24 protein-coding genes and 2 tRNA genes are annotated in these 25,699 nt (G+C 64.5%); 16 read left to right on the top strand and 10 right to left on the bottom strand.

The window, feature by feature from the left end; all coding sequences use genetic code 11:
* The first annotated feature begins 25 nt into the window (after window positions 1-25).
* Together thiL and IPK65_05495 are read left to right on the top strand one after the other, a co-directional pair.
* Complete coding sequence (gene thiL / locus IPK65_05500; GenBank protein MBK8162606.1) at window positions 26-1,048, top strand: thiamine-phosphate kinase; 1,023 nt, start codon at window positions 26-28, stop codon at window positions 1,046-1,048.
* Window positions 1,045-1,527 carry a phosphatidylglycerophosphatase A gene (locus IPK65_05495; GenBank protein ID MBK8162605.1) on the top strand — a complete coding sequence of 161 codons (483 nt, stop codon included), beginning with the start codon at window positions 1,045-1,047 and terminating at the stop codon, window positions 1,525-1,527. Before thiL ends, IPK65_05495 begins: the two co-directional genes overlap by 4 nt.
* A 47-nt stretch (window positions 1,528-1,574) precedes the next feature.
* On the opposite strand, the gene IPK65_05490 is transcribed toward IPK65_05495, so the two are convergent.
* The 6 genes from IPK65_05490 to IPK65_05465 all read right to left on the bottom strand — a co-directional run bounded on the left by IPK65_05490 (window position 1,575) and on the right by IPK65_05465 (window position 6,767).
* Window positions 1,575-2,282, bottom strand: a complete 708-nt coding sequence (locus IPK65_05490) for a type 1 glutamine amidotransferase (protein MBK8162604.1) — start codon at window positions 2,280-2,282, stop codon at window positions 1,575-1,577.
* Between the two features lie 34 nt (window positions 2,283-2,316).
* Complete coding sequence (locus tag IPK65_05485) at window positions 2,317-3,123, bottom strand: GTP cyclohydrolase I FolE2 (protein MBK8162603.1); 807 nt, start codon at window positions 3,121-3,123, stop codon at window positions 2,317-2,319.
* Entirely contained in the window at window positions 3,120-3,509 is a 390-nt protein-coding gene (gene queD, locus IPK65_05480; protein MBK8162602.1) for a 6-carboxytetrahydropterin synthase QueD, read from the bottom strand. The genes IPK65_05485 and queD overlap by 4 nt, the downstream gene beginning before the upstream one ends.
* Window positions 3,510-3,527: 18 nt before the next feature.
* Window positions 3,528-5,432: a 1-deoxy-D-xylulose-5-phosphate synthase gene (gene dxs / locus IPK65_05475; GenBank protein MBK8162601.1), complete on the bottom strand. Its 1,905-nt coding sequence runs from the start codon at window positions 5,430-5,432 to the stop codon at window positions 3,528-3,530.
* A 95-nt stretch (window positions 5,433-5,527) separates the two neighbouring features.
* Window positions 5,528-6,400 (bottom strand): (2E,6E)-farnesyl diphosphate synthase, encoded by an 873-nt coding sequence (ispA, locus tag IPK65_05470; GenBank protein MBK8162600.1) that lies wholly within the window; start codon window positions 6,398-6,400, stop codon window positions 5,528-5,530.
* A gap of 25 nt (window positions 6,401-6,425) precedes the next feature.
* Window positions 6,426-6,767 carry an exodeoxyribonuclease VII small subunit gene (locus IPK65_05465; protein ID MBK8162599.1) on the bottom strand — a complete coding sequence of 114 codons (342 nt, stop codon included), beginning with the start codon at window positions 6,765-6,767 and terminating at the stop codon, window positions 6,426-6,428.
* A gap of 136 nt (window positions 6,768-6,903) precedes the next feature.
* On the opposite strand from IPK65_05465, the gene parE reads away from it, so the two are divergent.
* The 3 genes from parE (at window position 6,904) to htpX (ending at window position 12,123) form a co-directional block, all read left to right on the top strand.
* A complete protein-coding gene (parE, locus tag IPK65_05460; GenBank protein MBK8162598.1) occupies window positions 6,904-8,796 on the top strand; it encodes a DNA topoisomerase IV subunit B in 1,893 nt (630 codons plus the stop codon).
* A gap of 100 nt (window positions 8,797-8,896) precedes the next feature.
* Entirely contained in the window at window positions 8,897-11,149 is a 2,253-nt protein-coding gene (parC, locus tag IPK65_05455) for a DNA topoisomerase IV subunit A (protein MBK8162597.1), read from the top strand.
* A gap of 68 nt (window positions 11,150-11,217) precedes the next feature.
* Complete coding sequence (htpX, locus tag IPK65_05450) at window positions 11,218-12,123, top strand: protease HtpX (GenBank protein MBK8162596.1); 906 nt, start codon at window positions 11,218-11,220, stop codon at window positions 12,121-12,123.
* A gap of 85 nt (window positions 12,124-12,208) precedes the next feature.
* On the opposite strand, the gene epmB is transcribed toward htpX, so the two are convergent.
* A complete protein-coding gene (gene epmB / locus IPK65_05445) occupies window positions 12,209-13,219 on the bottom strand; it encodes an EF-P beta-lysylation protein EpmB (GenBank protein MBK8162595.1) in 1,011 nt (336 codons plus the stop codon).
* A gap of 117 nt (window positions 13,220-13,336) precedes the next feature.
* Between epmB and efp the strand changes: the two genes are divergently transcribed.
* Both efp and genX read left to right on the top strand, forming a co-directional pair.
* Window positions 13,337-13,906 (top strand): elongation factor P, encoded by a 570-nt coding sequence (gene efp / locus IPK65_05440; GenBank protein ID MBK8162594.1) that lies wholly within the window; start codon window positions 13,337-13,339, stop codon window positions 13,904-13,906.
* Window positions 13,903-14,949 carry an EF-P lysine aminoacylase GenX gene (genX, locus tag IPK65_05435; GenBank protein ID MBK8162593.1) on the top strand — a complete coding sequence of 349 codons (1,047 nt, stop codon included), beginning with the start codon at window positions 13,903-13,905 and terminating at the stop codon, window positions 14,947-14,949. The genes efp and genX overlap by 4 nt, the downstream gene beginning before the upstream one ends.
* Window positions 14,950-15,041: 92 nt before the next feature.
* Here the strand turns inward: genX and psd are convergent, their stop codons facing one another.
* Complete coding sequence (gene psd / locus IPK65_05430) at window positions 15,042-15,851, bottom strand: phosphatidylserine decarboxylase (protein ID MBK8162592.1); 810 nt, start codon at window positions 15,849-15,851, stop codon at window positions 15,042-15,044.
* 189 nt (window positions 15,852-16,040) lie between these two features.
* Here psd and IPK65_05425 point away from each other — a divergent pair, with 189 nt between their 5' ends.
* The 9 genes from IPK65_05425 to IPK65_05385 all read left to right on the top strand — a co-directional run bounded on the left by IPK65_05425 (window position 16,041) and on the right by IPK65_05385 (window position 23,697).
* Window positions 16,041-16,544 (top strand): CinA family protein, encoded by a 504-nt coding sequence (locus tag IPK65_05425; GenBank protein ID MBK8162591.1) that lies wholly within the window; start codon window positions 16,041-16,043, stop codon window positions 16,542-16,544.
* On the top strand, window positions 16,516-17,094 hold the full coding sequence (thpR, locus tag IPK65_05420) for an RNA 2',3'-cyclic phosphodiesterase (protein ID MBK8162590.1): 579 nt from the start codon (window positions 16,516-16,518) through the stop codon (window positions 17,092-17,094). The genes IPK65_05425 and thpR overlap by 29 nt, the downstream gene beginning before the upstream one ends.
* Before the next feature lie 214 nt (window positions 17,095-17,308).
* Window positions 17,309-18,358 carry a recombinase RecA gene (gene recA, locus IPK65_05415; GenBank protein ID MBK8162589.1) on the top strand — a complete coding sequence of 350 codons (1,050 nt, stop codon included), beginning with the start codon at window positions 17,309-17,311 and terminating at the stop codon, window positions 18,356-18,358.
* Between the two features lie 47 nt (window positions 18,359-18,405).
* On the top strand, window positions 18,406-18,828 hold the full coding sequence (locus tag IPK65_05410; GenBank protein ID MBK8162588.1) for a regulatory protein RecX: 423 nt from the start codon (window positions 18,406-18,408) through the stop codon (window positions 18,826-18,828).
* 45 nt (window positions 18,829-18,873) lie between these two features.
* Window positions 18,874-21,483: an alanine--tRNA ligase gene (gene alaS / locus IPK65_05405; GenBank protein ID MBK8162587.1), complete on the top strand. Its 2,610-nt coding sequence runs from the start codon at window positions 18,874-18,876 to the stop codon at window positions 21,481-21,483.
* An 80-nt stretch (window positions 21,484-21,563) separates the two neighbouring features.
* Complete coding sequence (locus IPK65_05400) at window positions 21,564-22,781, top strand: aspartate kinase (GenBank protein ID MBK8162586.1); 1,218 nt, start codon at window positions 21,564-21,566, stop codon at window positions 22,779-22,781.
* 183 nt (window positions 22,782-22,964) lie between these two features.
* Window positions 22,965-23,159 (top strand): carbon storage regulator CsrA, encoded by a 195-nt coding sequence (gene csrA / locus IPK65_05395; protein MBK8162585.1) that lies wholly within the window; start codon window positions 22,965-22,967, stop codon window positions 23,157-23,159.
* A gap of 243 nt (window positions 23,160-23,402) precedes the next feature.
* Window positions 23,403-23,495 (top strand) — tRNA-Ser (locus tag IPK65_05390).
* A gap of 125 nt (window positions 23,496-23,620) precedes the next feature.
* Window positions 23,621-23,697 (top strand) — tRNA-Arg (locus IPK65_05385).
* Window positions 23,698-24,515: 818 nt separating this feature from the next.
* Here the strand turns inward: IPK65_05385 and IPK65_05380 are convergent.
* Window positions 24,516-24,938, bottom strand: a complete 423-nt coding sequence (locus IPK65_05380) for a biopolymer transporter ExbD (GenBank protein MBK8162584.1) — start codon at window positions 24,936-24,938, stop codon at window positions 24,516-24,518.
* 14 nt (window positions 24,939-24,952) lie between these two features.
* Entirely contained in the window at window positions 24,953-25,690 is a 738-nt protein-coding gene (locus tag IPK65_05375) for a MotA/TolQ/ExbB proton channel family protein (protein ID MBK8162583.1), read from the bottom strand.
* Window positions 25,691-25,699 lie beyond the last annotated feature (9 nt).

Raw genomic sequence — 25,699 nt, 5'->3', positions numbered from 1 at the left:
CAGCCCCTGCGGAGGGTGATTTCCGGTGAGTTCCTCGGAGTTTGATCTGATCAGGCGCCATTTCGCGCGGCCCGGCGCCGGGCGCCCCGACGTTTTGCTCGGCATCGGCGATGACGGTGCCGTGCTGCGGCCGGCGGCCGGCAAGGACCTTGTCGCCGCGATCGACACCCTGGTGGCCGGCGTCCACTTCCCGCTGGACACCGACGCGGAGTCGATCGGTCACAAGGCGCTCGCGGTCAACCTGAGCGATATGGCGGCGATGGGCGCGGAACCGGCATGGGCCATGCTGGCGCTCACGATGCCGCGGGCGGATGAGTCCTGGCTGGAGGGGTTTTGCCGGGGCTTCTTCGCGCTCGCGCGCGCGCACGACGTCGCGCTGGTCGGCGGCGACACGACGCGCGGTCCGCTCTCCATCAGCGTGCAGATCCAGGGTTTCGTCCCGCCGGGCGCGGCATTCCGGCGCGACGGCGCGCGGCCGGGCGATCTGATCTGTGTCACCGGGACCCTGGGCGACGCCGGTCTCGCGCTGCTGCTGGAGCAGGATATGGACATCGGCCGGCCCGACGCGCGCGCGTATCTGAGGCGGCGGCTCGATCGCCCGCAGCCGCGCGTGCGTGAGGCGCTGTTGCTGCGCGGTCTGGTACATGCCGCGATCGATGTCTCCGACGGCCTGTTCGCCGATCTGGGGCATGTCCTGGAGGCGAGTGGCGTCGGTGCGACGCTACATCTCGAACGTCTGCCCCTGTCCGCGGAGTTCCGCTCATGTCTGGACACGATGAACGCCGCCGGGTATGCCGCGCTGCGCCGGTTCGCTCCCGGCCTCGCCTGGGCGGATCTGGCGCTGTGTTCCGGCGACGATTACGAACTCTGTTTCACCGTTCCGCCGGAACACCGCTCCCGCCTGGAGTATCTCGCCGCGAACGGCCTCCCTTGCAGCCTGATCGGCGTCGTGGAGGCGGATGCGGGTCTGCGCTGCAGGCTGGAGGACGGCTCCCTCCATCAGCCGGGGCGGCGAGGCTATGATCATTTCGGCGCCGACGACCGATGAAACCGCAGGCGCTTCCCCCGGCCATTCTGAAGAATCCGCTGCACTGGCCGGCGCTGGGATTCGGCCTTGGCGCCGCGCCTTTCGCACCCGGCACCTTCGGCACGCTGCTGGGAATCCCGCTCTATCTGCTGCTCGCGGAGCTCTCGCTGGCAGGCTATCTGGCCGCGCTCACCTTGCTGTTTGTTGCCGGTGTCGTCTTGTGTCATTTCACCGCGCGCTCGCTCGGCGTACACGACCATCCGGCGATTGTTTTCGACGAGGTGGTCGGGTACCTGGTCGCAATGACGCTGGCGCCGTCCGGAATCTGGGCGCTGGCCGCCGGTTTCGTACTGTTCCGCCTGTTCGATATCTGGAAGCCGTGGCCGATCCGCTGGGTTGACCGCCGCGTGCACGGCGGCGTGGGCATCATGCTGGACGATGTGCTGGCTGGAGGGTACGCGCTCGCGGTGTTGCAGCTGCTTGTCTGGCTGACGAAGTGAGATGAGGGAATGGGACAGATTTACAAATCTGTCCCCGGCGGGCAGGATCAGCCGGCCAAACTCAGCCAGTAGTCGTACAAAGAATCCGCGACGCGGTGCATGACCGCGATGCGTTCCTCAAGCCGCTCCGTCATCTGCGCCGCGCCCTGTACGGCAGCCCGACCGGCGTATTGCGCAAGCTCGGCACGGTACTCCGCGCACCACTCGCGCACCATCGCGCCTGTTACCTCGACGTGGAACTGCAACGCGAGCGCCTGTCCCTTGAGGAAGGCCTGGTGGCGGCAGTGCGCGCTTTGCATCAGCAGATCTGCGCCGGACGGGAGTGCAAAGGTTTCGCCGTGCCAGTGGAAACCCTCGAAACGCGCAGGGATCAAGCCGCGCGGGTTGGTGCGCTGCAGCAAATCGGTGCACACGATCTCGTGCCAGCCGATCTCCTTGACCGGATTGGCGCCGACCTCCGCACCGAGCGCCTTCGCGATCAGCTGCCCGCCGAGGCAATGACCGAGGACCGGGATGCCGTCGGCGCAGGCCTGCCGGATCAGCGCAAGCTCCTGCGCCACCCAGGGCAGCGGATCGTTCACGCTCATCGGGCCGCCCATGAAGACGAGGCCGCCGGCACCGTCGAGGCGCGCGGGTACGGGTTCGCCCGCATCGATGCGGATGACGCGATACGGGACTCCGCGCGCGGCGAGGAAGTCGCCCAGATAACCGGGGCCCTCGCATTCGATGTGGCGGAAGACGAGGACCGGCTTCATGCGGCGGTCTCCGGCCGCAACGCCGGTCCGGGTTTCACGGGCAGGGGTGCATGCCCTTTTCGATCAGGGCATAGGCGGAGTGGTTGTGGATGGACTCGAAGTTCTCCGACTCGAGGATGTAGCCGTCGATGCGGCGATCGGCATTCAGGCGGGCGGCCACGTCGCGCACCATGTCCTCGACAAATTTTGGATTGTCGTAGGCCCGCTCGGTGACGTACTTCTCGTCCGGCCGCTTGAGCAGGCCGTAGATCTCGCACGACGCCTCCTGCTCGACGATGTCGATCAGGTCCTCGATCCAGACAAAGCCCTTGGTGCGCGCCGTCACCGTCACGTGCGAGCGCTGGTTGTGCGCGCCATACTGCGAGATCTCCTTGGAGCAGGGGCACAGGCTGGTGACCGGCACCACGACCTTCACCGTCATCTGCGCCTTGTCCGCCGTCGCCTCGCCGATCAGGGTGACGTCATAGTCGAGCAGGCTCTGCACGCCGGAGACCGGCGCCGTCTTGTTGACGAAATAGGGGAATCGCATCTCCATGTGCGCGGAGGCGGCGTCCAGCGTCTCGCGCATCTTCGCCAGGATGTCCTTGAACGAGGCGACGGTGATTTCGCGCTCATGGGAATTGAGCAGTTCGACGAAGCGCGACATGTGCGTGCCCTTGAAGTTATGCGGCAGGTCGACGTACATATCGAACATGGCGATGGTGTTCTGCTCGCCGCCGCTGCGGTCGCGCACCCGCACCGGGTGGCGGATGTGCTTGATGCCCACCTTGTTGATGGGCAGCTTGCGCGTGTCCGGGCTGCCCTGTACGTCGGCAATGGCATTGGCATTGATCGGGTTCATCGGTCGTTCACCTCGCTGTAACGGACTCCGGCGCTGTCAGTCTCCCACAGCATGACTGCGACGACGCGCACCGTGTCGGTGTTCAGGACCTCGGACAGTCCGTGATAGAAGAAAGCCGCGATGTTCTCCGCCGTCGGATTGATGCGATCGAACGGGCTGAGGTCGTTCAGGTTGCGGTGATCGAGCGTGCCGGCCAGATCGCGCGCCGCCTGCTTGATCGCCTTGAAGTCCACGCCCATCCCCACGCTGTTCAGGGCGCTGGCCTCGACCTCGACATCGACCTTCCAGTTATGACCGTGCAGCCGGCTGCAGTCGCCCGGGTAATCGCGCAGACTGTGGGCCGCCGCAAAGCCCGTGGATACCTTCAACAAATAACGTGACTGCATGAGTAATAGTTGACTAATTCAGTAGGAATTTACGCCAAGCGGAACGATTTGGCAAGGATGGTGCGCCAGCCAGGCCTCCACCGCGCGCCGGATGCCGGCCGTATCCAGCCCGCATTCGGTCAGCAGCTCGGCGCGACTGCCGTGTTCGCTGAAAAGGTCCGGCAGGCCGAGATTGATCACCGGCACCGTGATGCCCTGCGCGGCGAGGAATTCATTGACGGCGCTGCCGGCGCCACCCTGCACGGCGTTTTCCTCCACCGTTACCAGCAGTTCATGGGCGGCGGCCTGATGCAGGACCGTTTTCTCGTCGAGCGGTTTGACGAAGCGCATGTTGACCACGCTGGCGTCCAGCGCCTCGCCTGCCTCCAGGGCAGGCTGCACCATGCTGCCGAAGGCGAGCAGCGAGACGCGGTGTCCCTTGCGACGCAGTTCGGCGCGGCCGATTGGCAGGCCGACGGCCGGTTTGCGCACGGCACGTCCCGGGCCGGTACCGCGCGGGTAGCGTACCGCGCATGGGCCGGGATAGTCGTAGCCCGCGGCGAGCATCTGGTAGCACTCGTCCTCGTCGGCCGGCGCCATCACGACAAGGTTCGGGATGCAGCGCAGGAAGCTCAGGTCGAAGCTGCCGGCGTGCGTCGGTCCATCGGGGCCGACCAGGCCCGCGCGGTCGATGGCGAACAGCACCGGCAGATTCTGCAGCGCGACGTCGTGGATCAGCTGATCATAGGCGCGCTGCAGGAAGGTCGAATAGATGGCGACGACCGGCTTCATCCCGCCGCAGGCCAGCCCCCCCGCCAGCGTGACGCTGTGCTGCTCCGCGATGCCGACGTCGAAGAAGCGCGTGGGGAAGCGCTGGGCGAACTCGTTCATGCCGGAGCCGTCGCACATGGCGGGTGTGATGGCGACGAGCGACTCGTCCGTGGCGGCCGTGTCGCACAGCCATTCCCCGAAGATCTGTGAATAGGTCGGTCGCCCGCCGCCCGTGCCGACCACGCGGCCGTCGGCGGGGTTGAAGGCGTTGACGCCGTGAAACGCGCAGGGATTCTCCTCCGCCGGATGATAGCCCTTGCCCTTGCGCGTGACCACGTGGAGGAACTGCGGTCCCTTGAGGGAATAAAGGTTCTTCAGCGTGGCGACCAGGGTGTCGATGTCGTGGCCGTCGATCGGCCCGATGTAGTTGAAGCCGAGTTCCTCAAACAGCGTGCCCGGGATGACCATGCCCTTGACATGCTCCTCGGCGCGGCGCGCCAGCTCCCACATCGGCGGTGGCAGTGCGCTCAACACCTTCTTGCTGCCCTCGCGCATGGTGGAGTAGATGCGGCCCGAGAGCAGCCTGGCCAGGTAATTCGAGATGCCGCCGACGTTGCGCGAGATCGACATCTCGTTGTCGTTGAGGATCACCAGCAGGTCGGCTTCGCTGTTGCCGGCATGGTTGAGCGCCTCGAAGGCCATGCCCGCGGTCATGGCGCCGTCACCGATGACCGCCACCGTCTTGCGGTCCTCGCCGCGCCGCTGCGCCGCAATCGCCATGCCGAGCGCCGCGCTGATCGAGGTGCTGGAATGCCCTGCCCCGAAACTGTCGTATTTGCTCTCGCTGCGCTTGAGGAAGCCGGACAGGCCGTCCTTCTTGCGCAGGGTGGCCATCGCCCGGCGGCGCCCGGTGAGGATCTTGTGTCCGTAGGACTGGTGGCCGACGTCCCACACCAGCGAGTCGTAAGGCGTATTTAAGACATAGTGCAGGGCTACGGTCAGTTCCACCGTCCCCAGGCTGGAGGACAGATGTCCTCCGGTATGGGCCACCGACTGGAGTATGAACGCGCGCAATTCGTCACTGAGCTGCCGCAGCTGCTGCGGACGCAGCTGGCGCAATTCTGAGGGATCATCGACGCCTTCCAGCAGGGAGAAGGCCTGTTTCTCATCCATCGCTCGTCTCTATGCCCTTGTTATATATATGGGATAATGCGTGGTTTGCGCGGGTGATGCAAGCAGCGCGCGCCGCCTTCCGCTACGATCCTGCATCAATGGATGCGCCGGATGATGTACTTCGAAATCTCGCGCAGCAGGTTCGCGCGTTCATCCAGTCCTTCCAGATGCCGCAAGGCCTCACGGTGCAGCTCGTCCGCCATGCGCTTGGCGCGTTCGAGACCGAGCAGGGTGGTGTAGGTGGCCTTGTTGTTGCTGGCATCGCTCCCCGAGGTCTTGCCCAGCGTCGCCGTATCGCCTTCCGCGTCAAGCACGTCGTCGCGGATCTGAAACGTGAGCCCGATGCAGCGCGCGTAACCGCCGAGCGCCGCCAGCGTATCCTCGGCCGCTCCGTCGGCGGCGAGCGCGCCGAGCAGCACGCTGGCGCGGATCAGCGCGCCGGTCTTGCGCGTATGCATGTTCTCCAGTTCGCCGGGTTCGAGCACATGCCCCACGGCGGCGAGGTCGATGGCCTGGCCGCCCGCCATGCCGAGCGAGCCGGCGGCGAGCGCAAGGGTGTCGATCATGCGCAGGCGTAGCGCCGGCGTGACGCCGGGCGCGGGATCGGCCGCCAGGATGTGGAACGCCAGCGCCTGCAGCGCGTCGCCGGTCAGGATGGCGACCGCCTCGCCACAGGCGACGTGGCAACTGGGCTTGCCGCGCCGGAGGGCGTCGTTATCCATCGCGGGGAGGTCGTCGTGTACCAGGGAGTAGGCGTGGATCAGTTCGACTGCGCAGGCCGGGCCGTCCAGCCGCTCGGGCGCGACGCCGAAGGCGCGGCCGGTGGCGTACACCAGCAGCGGCCGCACGTATTTGCCGCCGGCCAGCGCGGCATAGCGCATCGCGCGATGCAGGTCGCGCGGTTCCGTCTCCGCGGGCGGCAGCCAGCGGTCGAGGGCGGCCTCGACGCGGCCCCGGCACTGTTCCATGAGGCCATCGAGCGCGGCGGGATGTTCAATTTTCGGTTGCGTCGGTGAAGGCACGGGTGTCGGTTTTTCCATTTTCCTCGATCAGGATCTGCACCTTCTGCTCGGCCGACTTCAGGGCCTGCTGGCAGGCGCGCGTAAGTGCGATGCCGCGCTCGAACTGGTGCAGCGATTCCTCGAGCGGGAGATCGCCCTGTTCCAGTCGTGCGACGATGGACTCGAGGTCCTGCAGGGACTGTTCAAAGTCCGGCGCCTCGTCCTGTTTGCGTTCGTTCTTTTTCGCCACTGGCGTACCCGGTTGCTCGTGCGGTGATGGCCGGGCCCGCTCCACCGACTCGTGGAGCCGCGGGGCGCGGCGGGGACGGCACATTATATATCATTTTGTCCCCATATTTCGGCCGGGGAGATATGCGGGAAATTCGCGTGCGCGCGCCCGCTTGCGCCTGCCACGGCGCTTCATGGTAGACTCGGGCGGTTTTTGCATCAGGACACCCCGGATACCAGCAATGAGCAAGGTTTATGACGCCGCGGCGATCGAGGTACTGACCGGCCTCGAGCCGGTGCGCAAGCGCCCCGGCATGTACACCGATACCGCGCGGCCGAATCACCTTGCCCAGGAGGTCATCGACAACAGCGTCGACGAGGTGCTCGCAGGGCACGCCCGCCGCATTGCGGTCACCGCCTATAAGGACGGCTCCATCGAGGTCGAGGACGACGGCCGCGGCATGCCGGTCGACATCCATCCCGGTGAGAAAATCTCGGGCGTGGAGGTGATCCTGACCCGGCTGCACGCAGGCGGCAAGTTTTCCCAGAAGAACTACCGCTTCTCGGGCGGCCTGCACGGCGTCGGAGTGTCGGTCGTCAACGCGCTGTCGAAGAAGCTGGAGGTCCACATCCGGCGTGACGGACAGGAATATCACATGGGCTTCGCCGGCGGCGCGAAGGCCTCCGAGCTCAAAGCCGTCGGCAAGGTGGCCCGGCAGAACACCGGCACCCGGCTGCGCTTCTGGCCCGATGCAAAATATTTCGATACGGACAAGTTCTCGCTGTCGCGCCTGAAGCAACTGTTGCGCGCGAAGGCCGTGCTCGCCCCCGGCCTGCATGTCAGCTTCCACGACGAACACAGCGGCGAACGCCTCGAGTGGGAATACCAGGACGGCCTGTGCGATTACCTGCTCGGCGCACTGGAGGACTGCGCGCTGCTGCCCGAAGACCCGTTCATCGGCAGCATGGCGGGCGAGAGCGAGACGGCCGACTGGGCGGTGGTGTGGCAGCCGGAAGGCGGCGAGCCGGTCGCGGAGAGCTACGTCAATCTGGTCCCGACGGTGCAGGGTGGCACCCACGTCAACGGCCTGCGCACCGGGCTCACCGACGCGATCCGTGAGTTCTGTGAATTCCGCAACCTGCTGCCGCGCGGCGTCAAGCTGACCGCCGACGACGTCTGGAGCGGCTGCAGTTACATCCTGTCGGTGAAACTGGAGAATCCGCAGTTCTCCGGCCAGGTGAAGGAGCGCCTGTCCTCGCGCGAGAGCGCGACCTTCGTCGCCGGCGTGGTGAAGGACAGCTTCGGCCTGTGGCTCAACCAGCACGTCGAGGCCGGCGAGAAGATCGCTGCCCTCGCCATCACCAACGCCGAGGGGCGCATGCGCGCGGCGCGGAAGGTGGAACGCAAACAGATCACTCGCGGCCCGGCGCTGCCGGGCAAGCTGGCCGACTGCACCACGCAGGATCCGCGCCTGTCCGAGCTGTTCCTGGTCGAGGGTGATTCCGCCGGCGGATCGGCCAAGCAGGCGCGCGACCGCCAGTTCCAGGCGGTGATGCCGTTGCGCGGCAAGATCCTCAATACCTGGGAGGTGTCCGCCTCCGAGGTGCTGGGTTCGCAGGAGGTGCACGACATCGCGCTCGCCATCGGCGTCGATCCCGCCTCGAACGACCTCGCCGGCCTGCGTTACGGCAAGATCGCGATCCTCGCCGACGCGGATTCGGATGGCGCCCACATCGCGACGCTGCTGTGCGCGCTGTTCCTGCGCCACTTCCGCCCGCTGGTGGCGGCAGGGCACGTCTACGTCGCGATGCCGCCGCTGTACCGCATCGATCTCGGCAAGGAGGTGTACTACGCCCTCGACGAGGCCGAGAAGCAGGGCATTCTTGACCGCATCGCCGCCGAACATAAAAAGGGCAAACCCAACGTGCAGCGCTTCAAGGGGCTGGGCGAGATGAACCCGCTCCAGCTGCGCGAAACGACCATGGCCCGGGAGACCCGCCGGCTGGTCCAGCTTACCATCGAGGATGGCGACGACACCGTGGCCCTGATGGACATGCTGCTGGCCAAGCGCCGCGCGGGCGACCGCAAGAGCTGGCTGGAGGAGAAGGGGAATCTGGCGGAACCGGTTATATAGGTGAGGCGTGAGGTGTGAGGTGTGAGGCGAAATGGTTTTTTAATCTATTCCTCCTCACTCCTAACTCCTCACTCCTCACGAATTTTTCAGTGAGGTATCCATGACCAAAACCATCGAAATCGACTACGAAGGCGTCGAGCGACGCCCGCTGCGGGTGTTCACCGAGAAGGCGTACCTCGATTATTCGATGTACGTGATCCTCGATCGCGCGCTGCCGCACATCGGCGACGGACTGAAGCCGGTGCAGCGGCGCATCGTCTACGCCATGTCGGAGCTCAGCCTGTCGGCCGCGGCGAAGTACAAGAAATCGGCGCGCACCGTCGGCGACGTCATCGGCAAGTTCCATCCGCATGGCGACTCCGCCTGCTACGAGGCGATGGTGCACATGGCGCAGCCGTTCACCTACCGCTATCCGCTCATCGACGGCCAGGGCAACTGGGGCGCGCCCGACGATCCGAAATCCTTCGCCGCCATGCGCTACACCGAGGCTAGGCTGTCGCGCTACGCGGAACTGCTGCTCGCCGAACTGGGCCAGGGCACGGTGGACTGGCAGCCCAATTTCGACGGCACGCTGGATGAGCCGGTGGTGCTGCCGGCGCGCCTGCCGCATGTCCTGCTGAACGGTGTCACCGGCATTGCGGTCGGCATGGCGACCGATATCCCGCCGCACAACCTGCGCGAGGTCGCCGCAGCCTGCATCCATCTGCTCGATGAACCGAAGGCCGGCGTCACCGACCTGTGCGGGCACATCACGGCGCCCGATTTCCCGACCGAGGCGGAGATCATCACCCCGCGCAGCGAGATCCTGCGCATGTACGAGAGTGGCGTCGGCAGCATCCGCATGCGCGCGCGCTACGAGATCGACAAGGAGGGCGTCATCGTCCACGCCCTGCCTTACGGCGTCTCCGGCGCCAAGGTGCTGGAGCAGATCGCGCAGCAGATGGGCGCGAAAAAGCTGCCCATGGTGGAGGACCTGCGCGACGAGTCGGACCATGAGAATCCGACGCGCCTGGTGATCATCCCGCGCTCCAACCGCATCGACTACGATGCGCTGATGTCGCACCTGTTCGCGACCACCGACCTCGAGCGCAGCTATCGCGTCAACATGAACGTGATCGGGCTGAACGGCCGCCCGCAGGTCAAGAACCTGCGCCTGCTGCTGGAGGAATGGCTGCAGTTCCGCTCCGACGTCGTCACGCGGCGCCTGCAATACCGGCTCGACGTCATCCTGCGCCGCCTGCACATCCTCGACGGCCTGCTCGCCGCCTATCTCAATCTGGATGAGGTCATCCGCATCATCCGCACCGAGGACGAGCCGCGCCAGGTGCTGATGCGGCGCTACAGCCTGAGCGAGATCCAGGCCGACGCCATCCTCGACATCCGCCTGCGCCAGCTGGCCAGGCTGGTGGAGATCGAGATCCGCGCCGAGCAGAAGGCGCTGAACGAGGAGCGCGAAGACCTGGAAAAGACGCTGGGATCGAAGACGCGCCTGAAGAAGCTGATCCGCGCCGAGCTGCAGGCCGACGCGGACAAATACGGCGACGCGCGGCGCTCGCCGCTGAAGGAGCGTGCCGCTGCTCAGGCGATCGACGAGACCGCCCTCATCCCGACCGAGCCGGTGACCGTCGTACTGTCGGAGAAGGGCTGGGTGCGCGCGGCCAAGGGCCACGACATCGACCCGCTTGCCTTGGGATACAAGACGGGCGACGGTTTCAAGGCCGCCGCACTGGGGCGCAGCAACCAGTCCGCCTATTTCCTCGATTCGCACGGCCGCGCCTACGCCCTGCCGGCGCATACGCTGCCGACCGCGCGCGGGCAGGGCGAGCCGCTCACCGGCCGCTTGAGTCCGCCCGACGGCGCCACCTTCGCCGGCGTGATGATCGGCGCCGACGATGCGCACTATGTATTGGCGAGCGACTTCGGATACGGCTTCGTCGCGAAACTCGGCGACCTTTTCGCGCGCAACAAGGCGGGGAAGGGCGTGCTGACGGTGCCGGCGGGCGCGCTGGTGCTGCCCCCGGCGCAGGTTACCGATCCGGAGAAAGACCTCGTCGCCGCCGTCAGCAACGAGGGGCACATGCTGGTCTTCCCGGTCGGCGAGCTGCCCCAGCTCGGGCGCGGCAAGGGCGTCAAACTGATGGGGATCGCCACCGCCAAGGCCGCCGCACGCGCGGAATTCATCGCCGCACTGACGGTGGTGCCGGCGGGGGGCTCGCTCAAGGTCCAGGCCGGACAGCGCCACACGGTGCTCAAGCCCAAGGACCTGGAGCATTACCGTGGCGAACGCGGACGGCGCGGCCTCAAGCTGCCGCAGGGCTTCCGCAAGGTTGACCGCCTCGATCCGGTGGCTTGAAAAATTCTGGCGCGCCACCATTGTAAGCTTCGGAACGACCCCGGTTTTGTTAAGAAAATGAGGCGGATATGAAACGTATCATGTTGTTTTTGGCGACAAACCTGGCGATCATCGTGGTCCTCAGCATCTCCCTGCGCATACTCGGGGTGGAGCGGATCCTGGATGAACAGGGCGTCGGTCTCGATCTGAGCTCCCTGCTGGTGTTTGCGGCGGTGTTCGGCATGGGCGGCTCGTTCCTGTCACTCGCAATCTCGAAATGGACCGCCAAGCGCTTCACCGGCGCGCGCGTGATAGAGCGGCCGGCGAACGAGGCCGAGCAGTGGCTGGTGGCGACGGTGCAGCGCCAGGCGCAGCAGGCCGGCATCGGCATGCCCGAGGTTGCGATCTACGACTCGCCCGACGTCAATGCCTTCGCGACCGGCGCCAGCCGCAACAAGGCCCTGGTTGCGGTCAGCACCGGCCTGCTGGGCTCGATGAGCCGCGATGAGGCCGAGGCGGTGCTCGGCCACGAAGTCAGCCACGTTGCCAATGGCGACATGATTACGCTGGCGCTGATCCAGGGGGTGGTCAACACCTTCGTGATCTTCCTGTCGCGCGTCATCGGCCACCTGGTCGACCGCGTGGTGTTCAAGACCGAGCGCGGCCACGGCCCGGCGTTCTGGATCACCGCGATCGTCGCCGAGCTGGTGCTGGGTGTGCTCGCCTCCGTCATCGTGATGTGGTTCAGCCGCCAGCGCGAGTTCCGCGCCGACCAGGGCGGCGCCTCGCTTGCCGGACGGCAGAAGATGATCGCCGCTCTGGAGCGCCTGAAGCAGCGCATGCCGCAGCCGCTACCCGACCAGCTCGCCGCCTTCGGCATCTCCGGCGGCGTGGGATCGGGCCTCAAGCGCCTGTTCATGAGCCACCCGCCGCTGGAGGAACGCATCGCCGCGCTCAAGTCGATGGAGGTGACTGGGGTGAGGAGTGAGGCGTGAAAAAACAGGACTGAGGACGAAGGACTAAGAACTGAGAAGGGGACGGGTTTGAAATCCGTCCCCCGTTTTTTACTACAAGGGACGACTATGACCATATCTCGAGCTCGGATGCCCGGCCCGGGACTTCCTGCACCAGCTGCGGCACCAGATAGCCCGGCAGGTTCTCGCGCATTTGGCGATGCAGTATGCGCGCGGTATCGGGATCGACCTCGAAATGTGCTGCGCCCTGAACGCGGTCGAGCAGGTGCAGGTAGTAGGGCGTTACACCGGCCTCGAACAGGGCTTCGCTCAGTGACGTCAGCACCGCCGCGTCGTCGTTCACGCCGCGCAGCAGCACGGACTGGTTGAACAGGGCGATGCCGGCGCCGGCGAGTCGCGCCAGCGCCGAGCGGACTTCATCATCGATTTCGTTGGGATGGTTGGCGTGCACGACCACCACCGGTTTCAGCCGGCCGTGCGCGAGCAGGTCGAGCAGGTCGTCCTCGATGCGGGCCGGCAGTACGATGGGGAGCCGCGTATGGATGCGCAGGCGGGTCAGGTGCGGCACGGCCTCCAGCTTGCGCACCAGCCGCGCCAGCCGGCCCGTGGTCAAGGTCAGCGGGTCGCCGCCGCTCAGGATCGCCTCGCGCAGGGTTTCATCGTTTGCAATCAACTCGACCGCATCTCCCCATTCGTTGTCGGCGGCATGCGCCTCGGCATAGGGGTAATGACGGCGGAAGCAGTAGCGGCAGTGGATCGCGCAGGCGCCGGTGGTGATCAGCAGGGCGCGCCCGCGGTACTTGTGCAGCACGCCGGCGCCGCGCCGGGCGGCATGGTCGCCGACCGGGTCGGCGGAGAATCCCGGCATCTCACGGCGCTCCGCCGTTACGGGCAGTACCTGGCGCAGCAGCGGGTCGGCCGGATCGCCGCGGCGCATGCGCCGGGCATAGGCGAGCGGCACGCGGAGCGGAAACGGGCTGTCGCAATCGATCCCGGAGTCGATCCGCCCAGGGTCGATGCCGAGTGCGGCCAGCAGCTCGTTCGGACGGCGGAACCCGGCGGCCAGTTCCTGCTGCCAGCCGCCGGACTGCCATGAAAGGGGAGTTCGCGCTATCATTATGCCCTCGTTAATGCCCGCCGCCGGCGCCTGCCATTGTAGGCGATCCCGCTGGCCGGCGCTTGGCGCCGGCCGGGTCCGCGGAAGCACCCTTTCATCAACCACTGGGAAACTACAATGGCAGTCTACAGCACCAACGAATTCAAAAACGGCCTCAAGGTCATGATCGACAACGATCCCTGTAACATCGTCGATCTCGATTTCGTCAAGCCCGGGAAGGGGCAGGCCTTCACCCGCGTCAAGTACCGCAACCTCAAGACCGGCCGCATCAACGAGCGCACCTACAAGTCAGGCGAGACGCTGGAAGGCGCCGATGTGATGGACACGGAGATGCAGTATCTCTACAACGACGGCGAGTTCTGGCACTTCATGCTGCCGGAAACATTCGAGCAATACATGGTGCCCATGGCGGCGCTGGGTGACGCCACGCAGTGGCTCAAGGGCCAGGAAACCTGCATCGTGACCTTGTGGAACGATGCGCCGCTGGCGGTGACCCCGCCCAACTTCGTCGAGCTGGTCATCACCGAGACCGATCCCGGCGTGCGCGGCGATACCTCGGGCGGCGGCGGTAAGCCCGCGACGCTGGAGACCGGGTCGGTGGTGCGCGTCCCGCTGTTCGTCAATCAGGGCGAGACGATCAAGGTGGACACCCGCAGCGGGGAATATGTCTCCCGCGTGAAGACTTGAGCGCTACGAACAGCAGCGACGATCAATCCACTGGCACGGGGGCGGACTTCAAGTCCGTCCCCGACGCATCGCTCGACTGGCGTCCCAGCGCGCCGCTGGCCAATCTGCGCGCCCGCGCGGCCCTGCTGGCGCGGATACGCGCCTTCTTTGCCGCGCGCGGCGTGTTCGAGACGGAAACCCCCGCGCTTTCCGCCGCCGCCGTGACCGATCCCCACCTCGCCAGCCTGCAGTCCCATTACACCGGTCCGGGATTCCCCGCCGGACAACCCATGTATCTGCAGACGTCACCCGAATTCGCCATGAAGCGGCTGCTCGCCGCAGGCAGCGGGCCGATCTACCAGATCGCCAAGTCCTTTCGCGACGGCGAGTCCGGTCGCCTGCACAATCCGGAATTCACCCTGCTCGAATGGTACCGGCCCGGTTTCGATCTGTCCGCGATGATGGACGAGGTCGAGGCGCTGGTGGCGGAGGTGCTGGGACTGGACCGGCGCTTCGAACGGGTGAGCTACCAGGATCTGTTCCGGCGCCGGCTGAAGGTCGATCCGTTCGTGGCATCGATGGAAGAGCTGCGCGGCTGCGCACGCCGGCTGGGGCTGGCGCGCAGCGAAGAAATGTCGCTCCCCGAGCCGGAGGCCTGGCTCGACCTGCTGCTGACCCATTTCATCGAGCCGGGGCTGGGCGCCGGAACGCCGTGTTTCGTCCACGATTATCCGCCCGGCCAGGCCGCGCTGGCGCGCATCCGGCCCGGACCTTTGCCGGTGGCTGAACGCTTCGAGCTTTATATCAACGGCATGGAAATCGCCAACGGCTTCCGCGAACTCGCCGATGCGGCCGAACAGCGCACCCGCTTCGAGCGCGACCGCGCACGCCGCCGCCGCGACGGCCTGCCGGATGTCGTACCGGACGAGCACCTGCTTGCGGCCCTCGAACACGGGCTGCCCGATTGCTCCGGAGTGGCGCTCGGGGTCGACCGACTGGTGATGGCCGCGCTCGGGGCGAAATCGATCGCGGAGGTGCTGGCGTTTCCGCTGGACAGGGCGTGAGTAGTGAGGCGTCAGGAGTGAGGTGTGAGGCGTTCGGTGTGAAAAATATCCCCTGGTTTTTCATCATTTTCGCCTAACGCATCACTCACTCCTCACTCCTTACTCCTTACCGTTACCCGGCCCATCAACTCACCCATTCTCACCTTCGCGCCCGGCACGAGGGTTTCCGCCCAGCGTACCCGTCCCGGGCCGAACAGCACGATGACGGTGGAACCCATGTTGAAGCGGCCCATTTCCTCGCCGCGTTCGAGTTCCACCGTCACCGAGCGGCCGTGCCGGTAGCGCTGCCAGGAACCCTGCGGGCGCCTGCGCGAGACCTCGCCGGTCCAGACGGTCTCGATGCCGGCAACGAAGAAGGCGCCGACCAGGATGAGCGCCATCGGCCCGTTCGCCGTCTCGAACAGGGTGACGAGCCGCTCATTGCGGGCGAACAGATTGCGCACGTGGCGGGTGGAATAGTCGTTCACGCTGAACAGCCGCCCCGGTACGTAACGCGTCTCCGCGAGGGTACCGGTGCAGGGCATATGGACGCGGTGATAGTCGCGCGGTGACAGGTACAGGGTGGCGAACTCCCCGCCCACAAAGCGGTCGGCGAGATCCCCGTCCCCGCCGAGCAGGGCGGTCAGCGTGTACTCGATACCCTTGGCCTGAAGCAGACGGCCCCGCTCGATCGCGCCGGCCTGGCTGACCGCCCCGTCGACCGGACAGGCGATCTCCCCTGCGCCGGTGACGACCGGGCGCGCGCCCGGTGCGAGAGCGCGGGTGAAAAAGCTGTTGAAATCGGGATAAGCGGCCGGATCGGGCTGGCGGGCCTCGGCCATATCGACGCGATAGCGTGCGATGAAACGCCGGATCAGGAAATCCTTGACCGCCGAGGTGCGCACGCGCGCCAGCCGGCGCATCAGGCGGGCGCAGGCGTGATGCGGCAGCAGGTGCACCAGCAACGTTGCGATGAATTCCAGTGATTTGTGCGCCAAATGCGATACCTGTAGTTTTGCGATGGGTCTGACAGGCACGCTACTATACCGGATAACGCGCGGATAAAAAGCGGTCCCGGCGATGGCCGGTAACCGGGATGAGCGGAGAGACCGATGGATGAGGAGATGGACCGCCTGGCGTATCGCCTCGGCGCCCTGCTGGGCGGGCACCGGTTCATGCTCGCCACGGCGGAGTCCTGTACCGGCGGTGGCATCGCCGCCGCGGTAACCTCGGTGCCGGGCAGTTCCGCGTGGTTCGAGCGCGGCTTCGTCACCTACAGCAACGCCGCCAAGCGCGATATGCTTGGCGTACAGGAGGCGACGCTGCTTGCCCACGGCGCAGTGAGCGAAGCCGTCGTCCGTGAGATGGTCGCGGGCGCGCTGCAGCACAGCGCGGCCCAGGTGGCCGTCGCGGTCAGCGGCATCGCCGGTCCGGACGGGGGCACGCCGGTCAAGCCGGTTGGAACGGTATGCCTGGCGTGGGGCGGCGCGGGACTGCCCATGCGCAGCGAGACCCGGCAGTTCCATGGAGATCGCGCTGCCGTGCGACGTCAGGCGGTGGCGGCGGCACTCGATGGAGTGATTGATCTTGTCGGACAGCGGCGCGGGAAGCAGTGAGGGCGCGGTGCCGCACGGCCGGAGGCGCCGGCTCTTTTTCGCGCTGTGGCCTGATGACGAGATGCGCCGCCGCCTGCAGGAGCGGATCGACAGGCACCTGATTCTCAGCAACGGACGCGCCGAGCCGATCGGGAATCTCCATGTCACCCTGGTCTTTATCGGGGATGTCGAGGCCGGGCGCGTCACCGCTGTCGAGCGCGCCGTGGCCGGCATCCCGGGTGCCGCCTTCGAGCTGTCGCTCGAGCGGGTGGGTTACTGGGGACGACCCCGCATCCTGTGGCTGGGGCCGCGCGAGGTCCCGCCTCCCCTGTACGCCCTGGTCGGGCATCTGCGCGCGGCCGTGGGGGCCTGCGGTTTCGCGGCCGAGACGCGTCCCTATCTCCCGCACATGACGCTGGCCCGTAAAGTATCGCGGCCGCCCCGGGTGGACGCGATCGAGCCGGTGCGCTGGAGTGTCTCATCCTATTCGCTGATGGAGTCCATTCCCGCCGCGGGCCGCAGCGCCTATCTGGTGCTGAATTCCTGGCCGCTGTCGTCCGAATCCCGTTGATAATGCGCACGAGTCGGGCTCAATAAGTGGTTGATCGGTCGACACCTCCCGCCGGGATTTTTCGGCGGCTGCGCACGCCTGCCGGTGCGGTGCCTGGCACCGGGCGTGGGGTGTTACAGCGCGGTCATTCTATGGGATAATCCGGGCGTTAGGTTTCACGCAATCGCAATCGTGCAACGGACGGCCGATTCATACGGATCAGCAGGGGGAGACAATGGAAGAAAACAAGCGTAAGGCATTGACGGCGGCATTGAGCCAGATCGAGCGTCAGTTCGGCAAGGGTTCGGTGATGCGCATGGGCGACGCGGGGGTGGAACGCGATATCAGCATCATCTCCACCGGTTCGCTGGGCCTCGATCTCGCGCTCGGGATCGGCGGCCTGCCGCGCGGCCGTGTCATCGAGATCTACGGTCCCGAGTCGTCGGGCAAGACCACCCTCACCCTGCAGGTGATCGCCGAGGCGCAGAAAGCGGGCGGCACCGCGGCGTTCGTCGATGCCGAGCACGCGCTCGATCCGTCCTATGCCCAGAAGATCGGCGTGAACGTCGATGATCTGCTGGTCTCGCAGCCCGATACGGGCGAACAGGCGCTCGAGATCACCGACATGCTGGTGCGCTCCGGCGCGGTCGACGTGGTGGTGATCGACTCGGTCGCGGCGCTGACGCCGAAGGCGGAGATCGAGGGCGAAATGGGCGATTCCCACATGGGCCTGCAGGCGCGCCTGATGTCGCAGGCGCTGCGCAAGCTGACCGCCAACATCAAGCGTTCCAACACCATGGTGATCTTCATCAACCAGATCCGCATGAAGATCGGCGTCATGTTCGGCAACCCCGAGACCACCACCGGCGGCAACGCGCTCAAGTTCTACGCCTCGGTGCGCCTGGACATCCGCCGCACCGGCGCGATCAAGAAGGGCGAAGAGGTGGTCGGCAGCGAGACCCGCGTCAAGGTGGTGAAGAACAAGGTGGCGCCGCCGTTCAGGCAGGCCGAATTCGACATCCTCTACGGCGAGGGCGTGTCGCGCGAGGGCGAGATCATCAATCTCGGCGTGCAGGCGGGCATCATTGAGAAATCCGGCGCCTGGTACAGCTACGCGGGCGAACGCATCGGCCAGGGCAAGGACAATGCGCGCGAATACCTCAAGCAGAATCCCGCGCTCGCGCAGGATATCGAAGGCAAGATCCGCGCCCAGCTGATGACCGCGCCGGTGAGCACCAGGGGCGGGGCCGGGAGCGAGGCGGAAGCCGCCGAGGCTGAGGCCTGACGGACGAGCGCCGGCAAAATCCGGGGCCGGAGATTCGCCGCCGCGCCATGGATCTGCTGGCGCGGCGCGAACATTCGGTGGGCGAGCTGCGCGTCAAGCTGCGCGCCAAAGGATTTGACGACGAGGACGCCGTCGCGAGCGAACTCGAGCGACTGCGTACCGAAGGCCTGTTGAGCGATGCACGTTTCGCCGAGGCCTACGTCCATACGCACCGTCTGCGCGGGCAGGGCCCGCTGCGCATCGTCGCAGACCTGCGCGAACGCGCGGTTCCGGCGGAAGTGATCGAGACAGTCGTCGATCCGCGGGACGAGGCGTGGTGTGAACTCGCGCAGGCGGCGCGGTGCAAGCGCTTCGGCAGCGATGTTCCGCAGGGTTTTAACGAACGCGCCCAGCAGGCGCGTTTTTTGCGTTATCGGGGGTTTACCGAGGGGCAGGTCAGAAGTGCGCTCAGGGATGGCGATGATCTGTGATCCGGTAAGGGATGGCAACGTATTCGGCAATGGTAGTTCCTCAGCATGACAAGCAGCGCAGAGCTTCGCAGCAGGTTTCTCGACTATTTCCGGCGTAACGGTCACGAGGTGGTGGCGGGCAGCCCGCTGGTGCCGGCCAACGACCCCACGCTGCTGTTCACCAACGCCGGCATGGTCCAGTTCAAGGACGTCTTCCTCGGCAACGAGCAGCGGCCCTACAGGCGAGCTGCCAGCTCGCAGCGCTGCGTGCGCGCGGGCGGCAAGCACAACGATCTCGAGAACGTCGGCTACACAGCGCGCCACCATACCTTCTTCGAGATGCTCGGCAATTTCAGCTTCGGCGATTATTTCAAGCGCGAGGCGATCCGCTACGGATGGGAGTTCCTCACGCGCGAGCTGGGCATCCCGGCGGACAAGCTGTGGGTCACGGTCTACCAGGACGACGACGAGGCCGCCGACATCTGGCTGAAGGAGATCAAGGTCGCGCCGGAGCGTTTAACGCGCATCGCGGGCGATGACAATTTCTGGTCCATGGGGGATACCGGTCCGTGCGGTCCGTGCACCGAGATCTTCTACGATCACGGCCCGGGAATTGCCGGCGGGCCGCCCGGCACGCCCGAGGCGGACGGCGACCGCTACATCGAGATCTGGAACCTCGTGTTCATGCAATACAACCGCGACGCCCACGGCGCCATGACGCCGCTGCCGAAGCCGTCGGTGGATACCGGCATGGGCCTGGAGCGCCTCGCGGCGGTGATGCAGGGCGTGCACAGCAATTATGACATCGACCTGTTCCGCAGCCTGATCCGTGCCGCCGCCGATGTGTGCGGCACGAAGGAGCTCGAGCAGGCCTCGCTGCGCGTGATCGCCGACCATATCCGTTCGACCGCGTTCCTCATCGTTGACGGCGTGCTGCCGTCCAATGAGGGGCGCGGCTATGTCCTGCGCCGCATCATCCGTCGCGCCATCCGCCACGGTTATGAGCTCGGCATGCGCGATGCGTTTTTCCACAAGCTGGTCGGTCCCCTGAGCGACGAGATGGGGGCGGCCTACCCGGAGCTGGCCAGAGGTCGCGCGCAGGTCGAACGCGTGCTGAAGCAGGAGGAGGAGCGATTCGCGGAGACGCTCGACCAGGGCATGAAGATCCTGAAGGAGAGCATCGCCGCGCTGCCCAAGGGCGACAAGCGCCTGTCCGGCGCGGTGGTGTTCAAGCTCTACGATACCTACGGTTTCCCGGTGGACTTGACCGCCGACTACGCGTTGAAGTACGGAATCACCATAGACATGGAAGGCTACGAGCGCGAGATGGCTGCGCAACGCGACCGCGCCCGCGCCGCCGGGCACTTCCAGGTCGATTACAGCGGTCAGGCCGCGGTCGGCTGCGAGAGCGAATTCACCGGTTATGAGCACCTGCGCGAGCAGGGCCGCATCGCCGGCCTGCTGCGCGACAAGCAAAGCGTCGATGCGCTGGCCGCGGGCGACGAGGGCGCGGTGATCCTGGATAAAACGCCGTTCTACGCCGAGTCCGGCGGCCAGGCCGGTGATCGCGGTGAGCTGATTGCCGGTCAGGCGGTGTTTGCCGTGAGCGACACGCAGAAGTTGCCGGGCGGCGCCTATGCGCACATCGGAAAACTGGTCAAGGGCGCGCTACGCACCGGCGAGACGGTCGAGGCCCGCGTGGACGAGGCGGCGCGCCGCGCCACCACACTCAATCATTCGGCAACCCATCTGCTGCACGCCGCCCTGCGCCAGGTGCTCGGCGAACATGTGACACAGAAGGGCTCGCTGGTGGAGCCCGGTCGTTTGCGCTTTGATTTCTCCCATTTCGAGGCGCTGTCGCGCGCGCAGATCGAGCAGATCGAAACGCTGGTCAACGCGCAGATCCGCGCCAATGCGCCGGTCGTGACCACGGTGATGAGCTACGACGAAGCGCGCACGGTCGGCGCAATGGCCCTGTTCGGAGAGAAGTACGGCGACCGTGTGCGTGTGCTGACGATAGGCGGTTTTTCCAAGGAACTCTGCGGCGGCACACACGCAAGCCGTGCCGGGGATATCGGCTTGATGAAGATCGTTTCCGAGGCGGGAGTGGCCGCCGGGGTGCGCCGTATCGAGGCCCTGACGGGAGAAGGTGCACTGGCCTGGGTGGCGGAAAATGAACAGCAGCTCGACCGGCTGGCGGCGCTGGTCAAGGGCGGGCGTGGCGAGGTAGTCGCGCGCGTCGAGCAGATCCTCGACCGTAGCCGTCATCTCGAGCGCGAACTGGACCGCCTCAAGGGTGTGCTGGCAAGTAGCGCCGGCGACGATCTGGCATCCCAGGCGCAGGAGGTGAACGGATGCAGGGTGCTGGCCGCGCTGCTGGACGATGCCGATCCCAAGTCACTGCGCGATACGGTGGACCAATTGAAGAACAAGCTCGGCTCGGCCGTGGTCGTCCTGGCGACGGTCAAGGACAGCAAGGTGAGCCTGGTGGCCGGGGTGACGCAGGATCAGACCGGCAAGGTGAAGGCCTCCGATCTCGCCAACCACGTCGCCCAGCAGATCGATGGCAAGGGCGGCGGGCGTCCGGATATGGCCCAGGCGGGCGGCAATAATCCCGCCATGCTGGCCGCTGCGCTGAAATCCGTGCCGGACTGGGTGAGAGAGCGGCTGGTGTGAGGGCCAGCGGGCCGGGGGTGGTCCCGACCATGTTAAGATAGACTTCATTTTTCTGCATTATTCTCGGTGGAAGTGCATACATGGCTTTGATCGTACAGAAGTACGGCGGCACCTCGGTTGCCGACCCCAGGCGTATTGAGAACGTGGCGAAGAAGGTCATCGCCACGCGTGACCAGGGCCATCAGGTTGTGGTGGTGGTATCCGCCATGAGCGGAGAGACCAACCGCCTGCTGGCGCTGGCCAGGGAGATATCGCCGCGGGCGAATCCCCGCGAGGTGGATGTGATCCTCGCCACCGGAGAGCAGGTCACCATCGGACTGCTCGCCATCGCGCTCGAGGCGCAGGGCTGTCCCGCGCGATCGTATACCGGGGGACAGGTGCGCATCCTGACCGATAGCGCTTACAACAAGGCGCGCATCGTGGAGATCGACGCAGCACGCCTGCATCGCGACCTCGCCGATGGTAGCGTGATCGTGGTTGCAGGATTTCAGGGCGTGGACGAGCACGGCAACATCACCACGCTTGGGCGCGGCGGATCGGATACGACCGGGGTCGCGCTGGCGGCGGCGCTCAAGGCCGACGAGTGCCAGATCTATACCGACGTCGACGGGGTCTACACCACAGACCCGCGCGTGGTGACGCGCGCACGAAGGCTGGATCGTGTGACCTACGAGGAGATGCTGGAATTGGCGAGCCTGGGTGCGAAGGTACTGCAGATCCGTTCGGTAGAGTTCGCCAGCAAGTACAACGTGCCCCTGCGCGTCCTGTCCTCCTTCGAAGACGGACCCGGAACTTTGATTACAGCCGAGGATGAAAACATGGAACAGGCCCTGATCTCAGGCATTGCATTCAACCGCGACGAGGCGAAGCTCACGGTGCTTGGGGTCCCCGATCAGCCGGGGGTCGCGAGCCGCATCCTCGGCCCGGTGGCGGATGCCAATATCGAAGTGGATATGATCGTACAGAACATTGCCGAGGACTCCACGACGGATTTCACCTTCACCGTCCATCGCAATGATTACGACAAGGCGCTCGATATCCTCCAGCGCATCGCCAGAGGCCTGGGCGCCCGTGAGGTGATCGGCGACAACAAGATCGTGAAGGTATCTCTGGTCGGGGTGGGCATGCGGTCTCATGCCGGCATCGCCAGCAAGATGTTCCGCACCCTGGCCGACGAGGGGATCAATATTCGCATGATCTCAACGTCCGAGATCAAGATTTCGGTGGTCATCGACGAGAAATATCTTGAGTTGAGCGTGCGTGCCCTGCATTCAGCATTTGGTTTGGACGCGGCGTGACACTGTTTTCATAGCGTACAGGAATGATTTTGGTGTGGCGGGAGGTTTAAAAAGCTAAAAGAATCATGTGGATGGTGTGTTTTTTAAGATTCTGGAGGGAAGAGCCGATGAATAAGAAGAACAATCAGGTACGGGAAGTCAGGAACGTAACCACAGAGGGTTATTACTGTAAGGAGACAAAAGATGTTGATCTTGACTCGCCGTGTGGGCGAAACGCTGGTGATCGGAGATGATGTGACGGTAACGGTGCTCAGCGTCAGGGGCAATCAGGTTCGTATCGGCGTCAATGCGCCCAAGAACGTGACTGTCCATCGTGAAGAGATCTACCAGCGTATCCAGCAGGAAAAAGACATTCCTCAGGGGAAGGCTCAGGGTTGAATCGCGGCAATCTCCCGATTAAGGTCGCGTCAAAACCTCTCTACGCCATTATTTTCAATCATAATCCTTGCCACGCCTTATCGGCCACCCCGACAGGGATGGCTGGACCTCATAGCTCGAAAGATGATTAATTTTTTTACCCTGTGGGTCGCGAGATCCCGCAGGGTAGTGTATTATCACGCTCTTTGATTGGCGAATCAGCCGCTTGGACAATGACCGGGGCGACCCGGAGGCGTTGTATCAGGAGAGATGGCCGAGTGGCCGAAGGCGCTCCCCTGCTAAGGGAGTATGGGGTCAAAAGCTCCATCGAGGGTTCGAATCCCTCTCTCTCCGCCATTTCGACCAAACAAATGAAACTGCCGTTGAACTCTTAACTCTCGGCGCTGATGTTGATAAAATACGCCGCCTTGCCGTCTTGCGCGCAAGGCTAGTAAACATCGTCTTGATCTGCTTATCTATACGCGCCCGTAGCTCAGTTGGATAGAGTACCTGGCTACGAACCAGGTGGTCGGGAGTTCGAATCTCTCCGGGCGCGCCATAACTTACAGTTTGAGTAACGTCTCCCTTTTAACGTCCTGACTTCTGCCCGAATCAGATCCTTTGCGATCTGTGCATGCGATGTGGCTCGGTATTCTCAAATATGAAAACTAAGGGTCTAATGCTAGACCCTTAGCCAAGGCGTGCGTCGCGAGGAGTGAGTTAGAAAATATTCCTGAATGCAGACTTCAATTTCTGGAAGAAATTGAAATGCCCGCCTTTCTTCTTGTGACCATGATAGCCATGGCCATTGTGATGCCCCCCGTCATGAGGTTTGTGGGGCGAACCGGTGCCGGCGAGGGATGGGGCGGCTTTCAAAGTCAAGATTACAGGTACTACGTACGCAGTTTTCTTAAGAAAGTCACGTCTGGATTTATTTGTTGAATCGTTCACAACTGCTTACCTCCGTTCTTATATCACGGTGTGATATGGGAACAAAAGCTTGTTTCTATTAACAATCTGCTTGCTTTGCAGACTGAACCAACTGGTTCGGATAAGATTCGCTACCGCTATATGAATCTCGTTCGAACGTGCCAATTATATGACGCCTATCACGCTTTTGTCAATTTATTGTCGCGATATGCCTGATGTGTGCGCAACCGCCTTCTCGGATACTTATTGCAGTAACTATATGAATTGATCTGGCTTATGTCTGCAAATTGATGTGGTGTGAGGTGTTTCGGCGAGAGGAGTGGAAGCCGAATGGGGTTCACCCGCACGTAGCTTCATCGCATATAACCGATTCTGGTTATGCGAGGTATGTGAGGAGTACTGGGTGAGGGAAAACCGCCTAATGACGCCCCGGGCTAAGTGCCCCTGCTATCGCCCATCGTGGGGATCGGTGACGAAGCCTATGCGGGACATGCCGGCCTTGCCCGCCATGGCCATCACCTTGGCCACATTTTCATAGTGGGTGAGGCGGTCCGCGTGTATATGCAGTTCCGGCTGCGGCTGAATGACCGCCGCCGCAGTGAAACGCGGGCTGAGTGAATCCATGTCGACCGCTTCACCGTTCCAGAACAGGGCGCCGTCTTCCTTTACCGCGAGTTCGATATGTTCCGCCTGGCTGAGATTCGGGGTGTTGCTTGCCTTGGGCAGATCGATCTTGATCGAGTGTGTGAGCAAGGGGGCGGTGATGATGAAGATTACCAGCAGTACCAGCATTACATCGACCAGCGGGACGACGTTTATCTCCGTTACCGGGGCGGATTTGGATTTATCGTGCAAGCTGCCCAGAGCCATGATCGTCTCCCGCGTCAGGTCGCCGCGCTGCCGACCGCGCGCAGGAGGCGCGGGGCGGTGCCCTGGCTGGGTTCGAGATCGTCTAACTCGACGGTCATCAGGGTGATGAGGTCATGGGCGAAGGCTTCCAGCTTGGCGAGTCTTAGGCGATTACAGCGCGTGAAGTAGTTGTAAGCGAGCACTGCCGGGATTGCGACGGCCAAACCCAGGGCGGTCATGATGAGCGCCTCCCCGACCGGGCCCGCGACCTTGTCGAGGGTTCCCTGGCCGGCCAGCCCGATGGAGACCAGGGCGTGATATATGCCCCATACCGTCCCGAACAGTCCTATGTAGGGTGAAGCCGAACCGGCCGAGGCAAGCAGTGTCAATCCGTGCTCCGCGCGGGCAGTTTCCTGATCGATGGCGTTACGCAGCACGCGCGTGAGGTACTCGTTGATTCCCCCTGCGGCGGCCAGTTTTTGCTTGCCACGGTGATTTTTCTGCGCTGCGTTGCATGCTTCGCGCGCTAGGCGCGCAAACGCGTTATTGGCGCCGACTTTTTCTTCTATAGAAGTGATTTCTTCCAGCGACTCCGCGTTCCAGAACTGGGCGAGAAAGGCGTCAGCGCGACGTCTGGCCACGAAGTTTTGTACATACTTCGTAATCATCAGATACCAGCTTGCGACGGACAGCAGCAACAACAAGATCAGCACTGTTTTACCGACGGCGTCCGCTTGCGAGAGGAAATGTGAGAATCCGAGCGAATGTTCCATAAGACAGCT

The organism is Gammaproteobacteria bacterium (assembly GCA_016712635.1).
In the GTDB taxonomy this organism is placed as follows: domain Bacteria; phylum Pseudomonadota; class Gammaproteobacteria; order SZUA-140; family SZUA-140; genus JADJWH01.
This window is presented reverse-complemented; position numbering and strand designations above follow the sequence as displayed.

Excerpts from the sequence above, each read along its gene's own strand:
- IPK65_05495 (MBK8162605.1), top strand. The coding sequence starts at position 1,045 with ATGAAACCGCAGGCGCTTCCCCCGGCCATTCTGAAGAATCCGCTGCAC.
- IPK65_05490 (MBK8162604.1), bottom strand. The coding sequence starts at position 2,282 with ATGAAGCCGGTCCTCGTCTTCCGCCACATCGAATGCGAGGGCCCCGGT.
- IPK65_05485 (MBK8162603.1), bottom strand. The coding sequence starts at position 3,123 with ATGAACCCGATCAATGCCAATGCCATTGCCGACGTACAGGGCAGCCCG.
- queD (MBK8162602.1), bottom strand. The coding sequence starts at position 3,509 with ATGCAGTCACGTTATTTGTTGAAGGTATCCACGGGCTTTGCGGCGGCC.
- dxs (MBK8162601.1), bottom strand. The coding sequence starts at position 5,432 with ATGGATGAGAAACAGGCCTTCTCCCTGCTGGAAGGCGTCGATGATCCC.
- ispA (MBK8162600.1), bottom strand. The coding sequence starts at position 6,400 with ATGGAACAGTGCCGGGGCCGCGTCGAGGCCGCCCTCGACCGCTGGCTG.
- IPK65_05465 (MBK8162599.1), bottom strand. The coding sequence starts at position 6,767 with ATGTGCCGTCCCCGCCGCGCCCCGCGGCTCCACGAGTCGGTGGAGCGG.
- parE (MBK8162598.1), top strand. The coding sequence starts at position 6,904 with ATGAGCAAGGTTTATGACGCCGCGGCGATCGAGGTACTGACCGGCCTC.
- parC (MBK8162597.1), top strand. The coding sequence starts at position 8,897 with ATGACCAAAACCATCGAAATCGACTACGAAGGCGTCGAGCGACGCCCG.
- htpX (MBK8162596.1), top strand. The coding sequence starts at position 11,218 with ATGAAACGTATCATGTTGTTTTTGGCGACAAACCTGGCGATCATCGTG.
- epmB (MBK8162595.1), bottom strand. The coding sequence starts at position 13,219 with ATGATAGCGCGAACTCCCCTTTCATGGCAGTCCGGCGGCTGGCAGCAG.
- efp (MBK8162594.1), top strand. The coding sequence starts at position 13,337 with ATGGCAGTCTACAGCACCAACGAATTCAAAAACGGCCTCAAGGTCATG.
- psd (MBK8162592.1), bottom strand. The coding sequence starts at position 15,851 with ATGCGCCGGCTGGCGCGCGTGCGCACCTCGGCGGTCAAGGATTTCCTG.
- IPK65_05425 (MBK8162591.1), top strand. The coding sequence starts at position 16,041 with ATGGATGAGGAGATGGACCGCCTGGCGTATCGCCTCGGCGCCCTGCTG.
- recA (MBK8162589.1), top strand. The coding sequence starts at position 17,309 with ATGGAAGAAAACAAGCGTAAGGCATTGACGGCGGCATTGAGCCAGATC.
- IPK65_05410 (MBK8162588.1), top strand. The coding sequence starts at position 18,406 with ATGGATCTGCTGGCGCGGCGCGAACATTCGGTGGGCGAGCTGCGCGTC.
- alaS (MBK8162587.1), top strand. The coding sequence starts at position 18,874 with ATGACAAGCAGCGCAGAGCTTCGCAGCAGGTTTCTCGACTATTTCCGG.
- IPK65_05400 (MBK8162586.1), top strand. The coding sequence starts at position 21,564 with ATGGCTTTGATCGTACAGAAGTACGGCGGCACCTCGGTTGCCGACCCC.
- csrA (MBK8162585.1), top strand. The coding sequence starts at position 22,965 with ATGTTGATCTTGACTCGCCGTGTGGGCGAAACGCTGGTGATCGGAGAT.
- IPK65_05380 (MBK8162584.1), bottom strand. The coding sequence starts at position 24,938 with ATGGCTCTGGGCAGCTTGCACGATAAATCCAAATCCGCCCCGGTAACG.
- IPK65_05375 (MBK8162583.1), bottom strand. The coding sequence starts at position 25,690 with ATGGAACATTCGCTCGGATTCTCACATTTCCTCTCGCAAGCGGACGCC.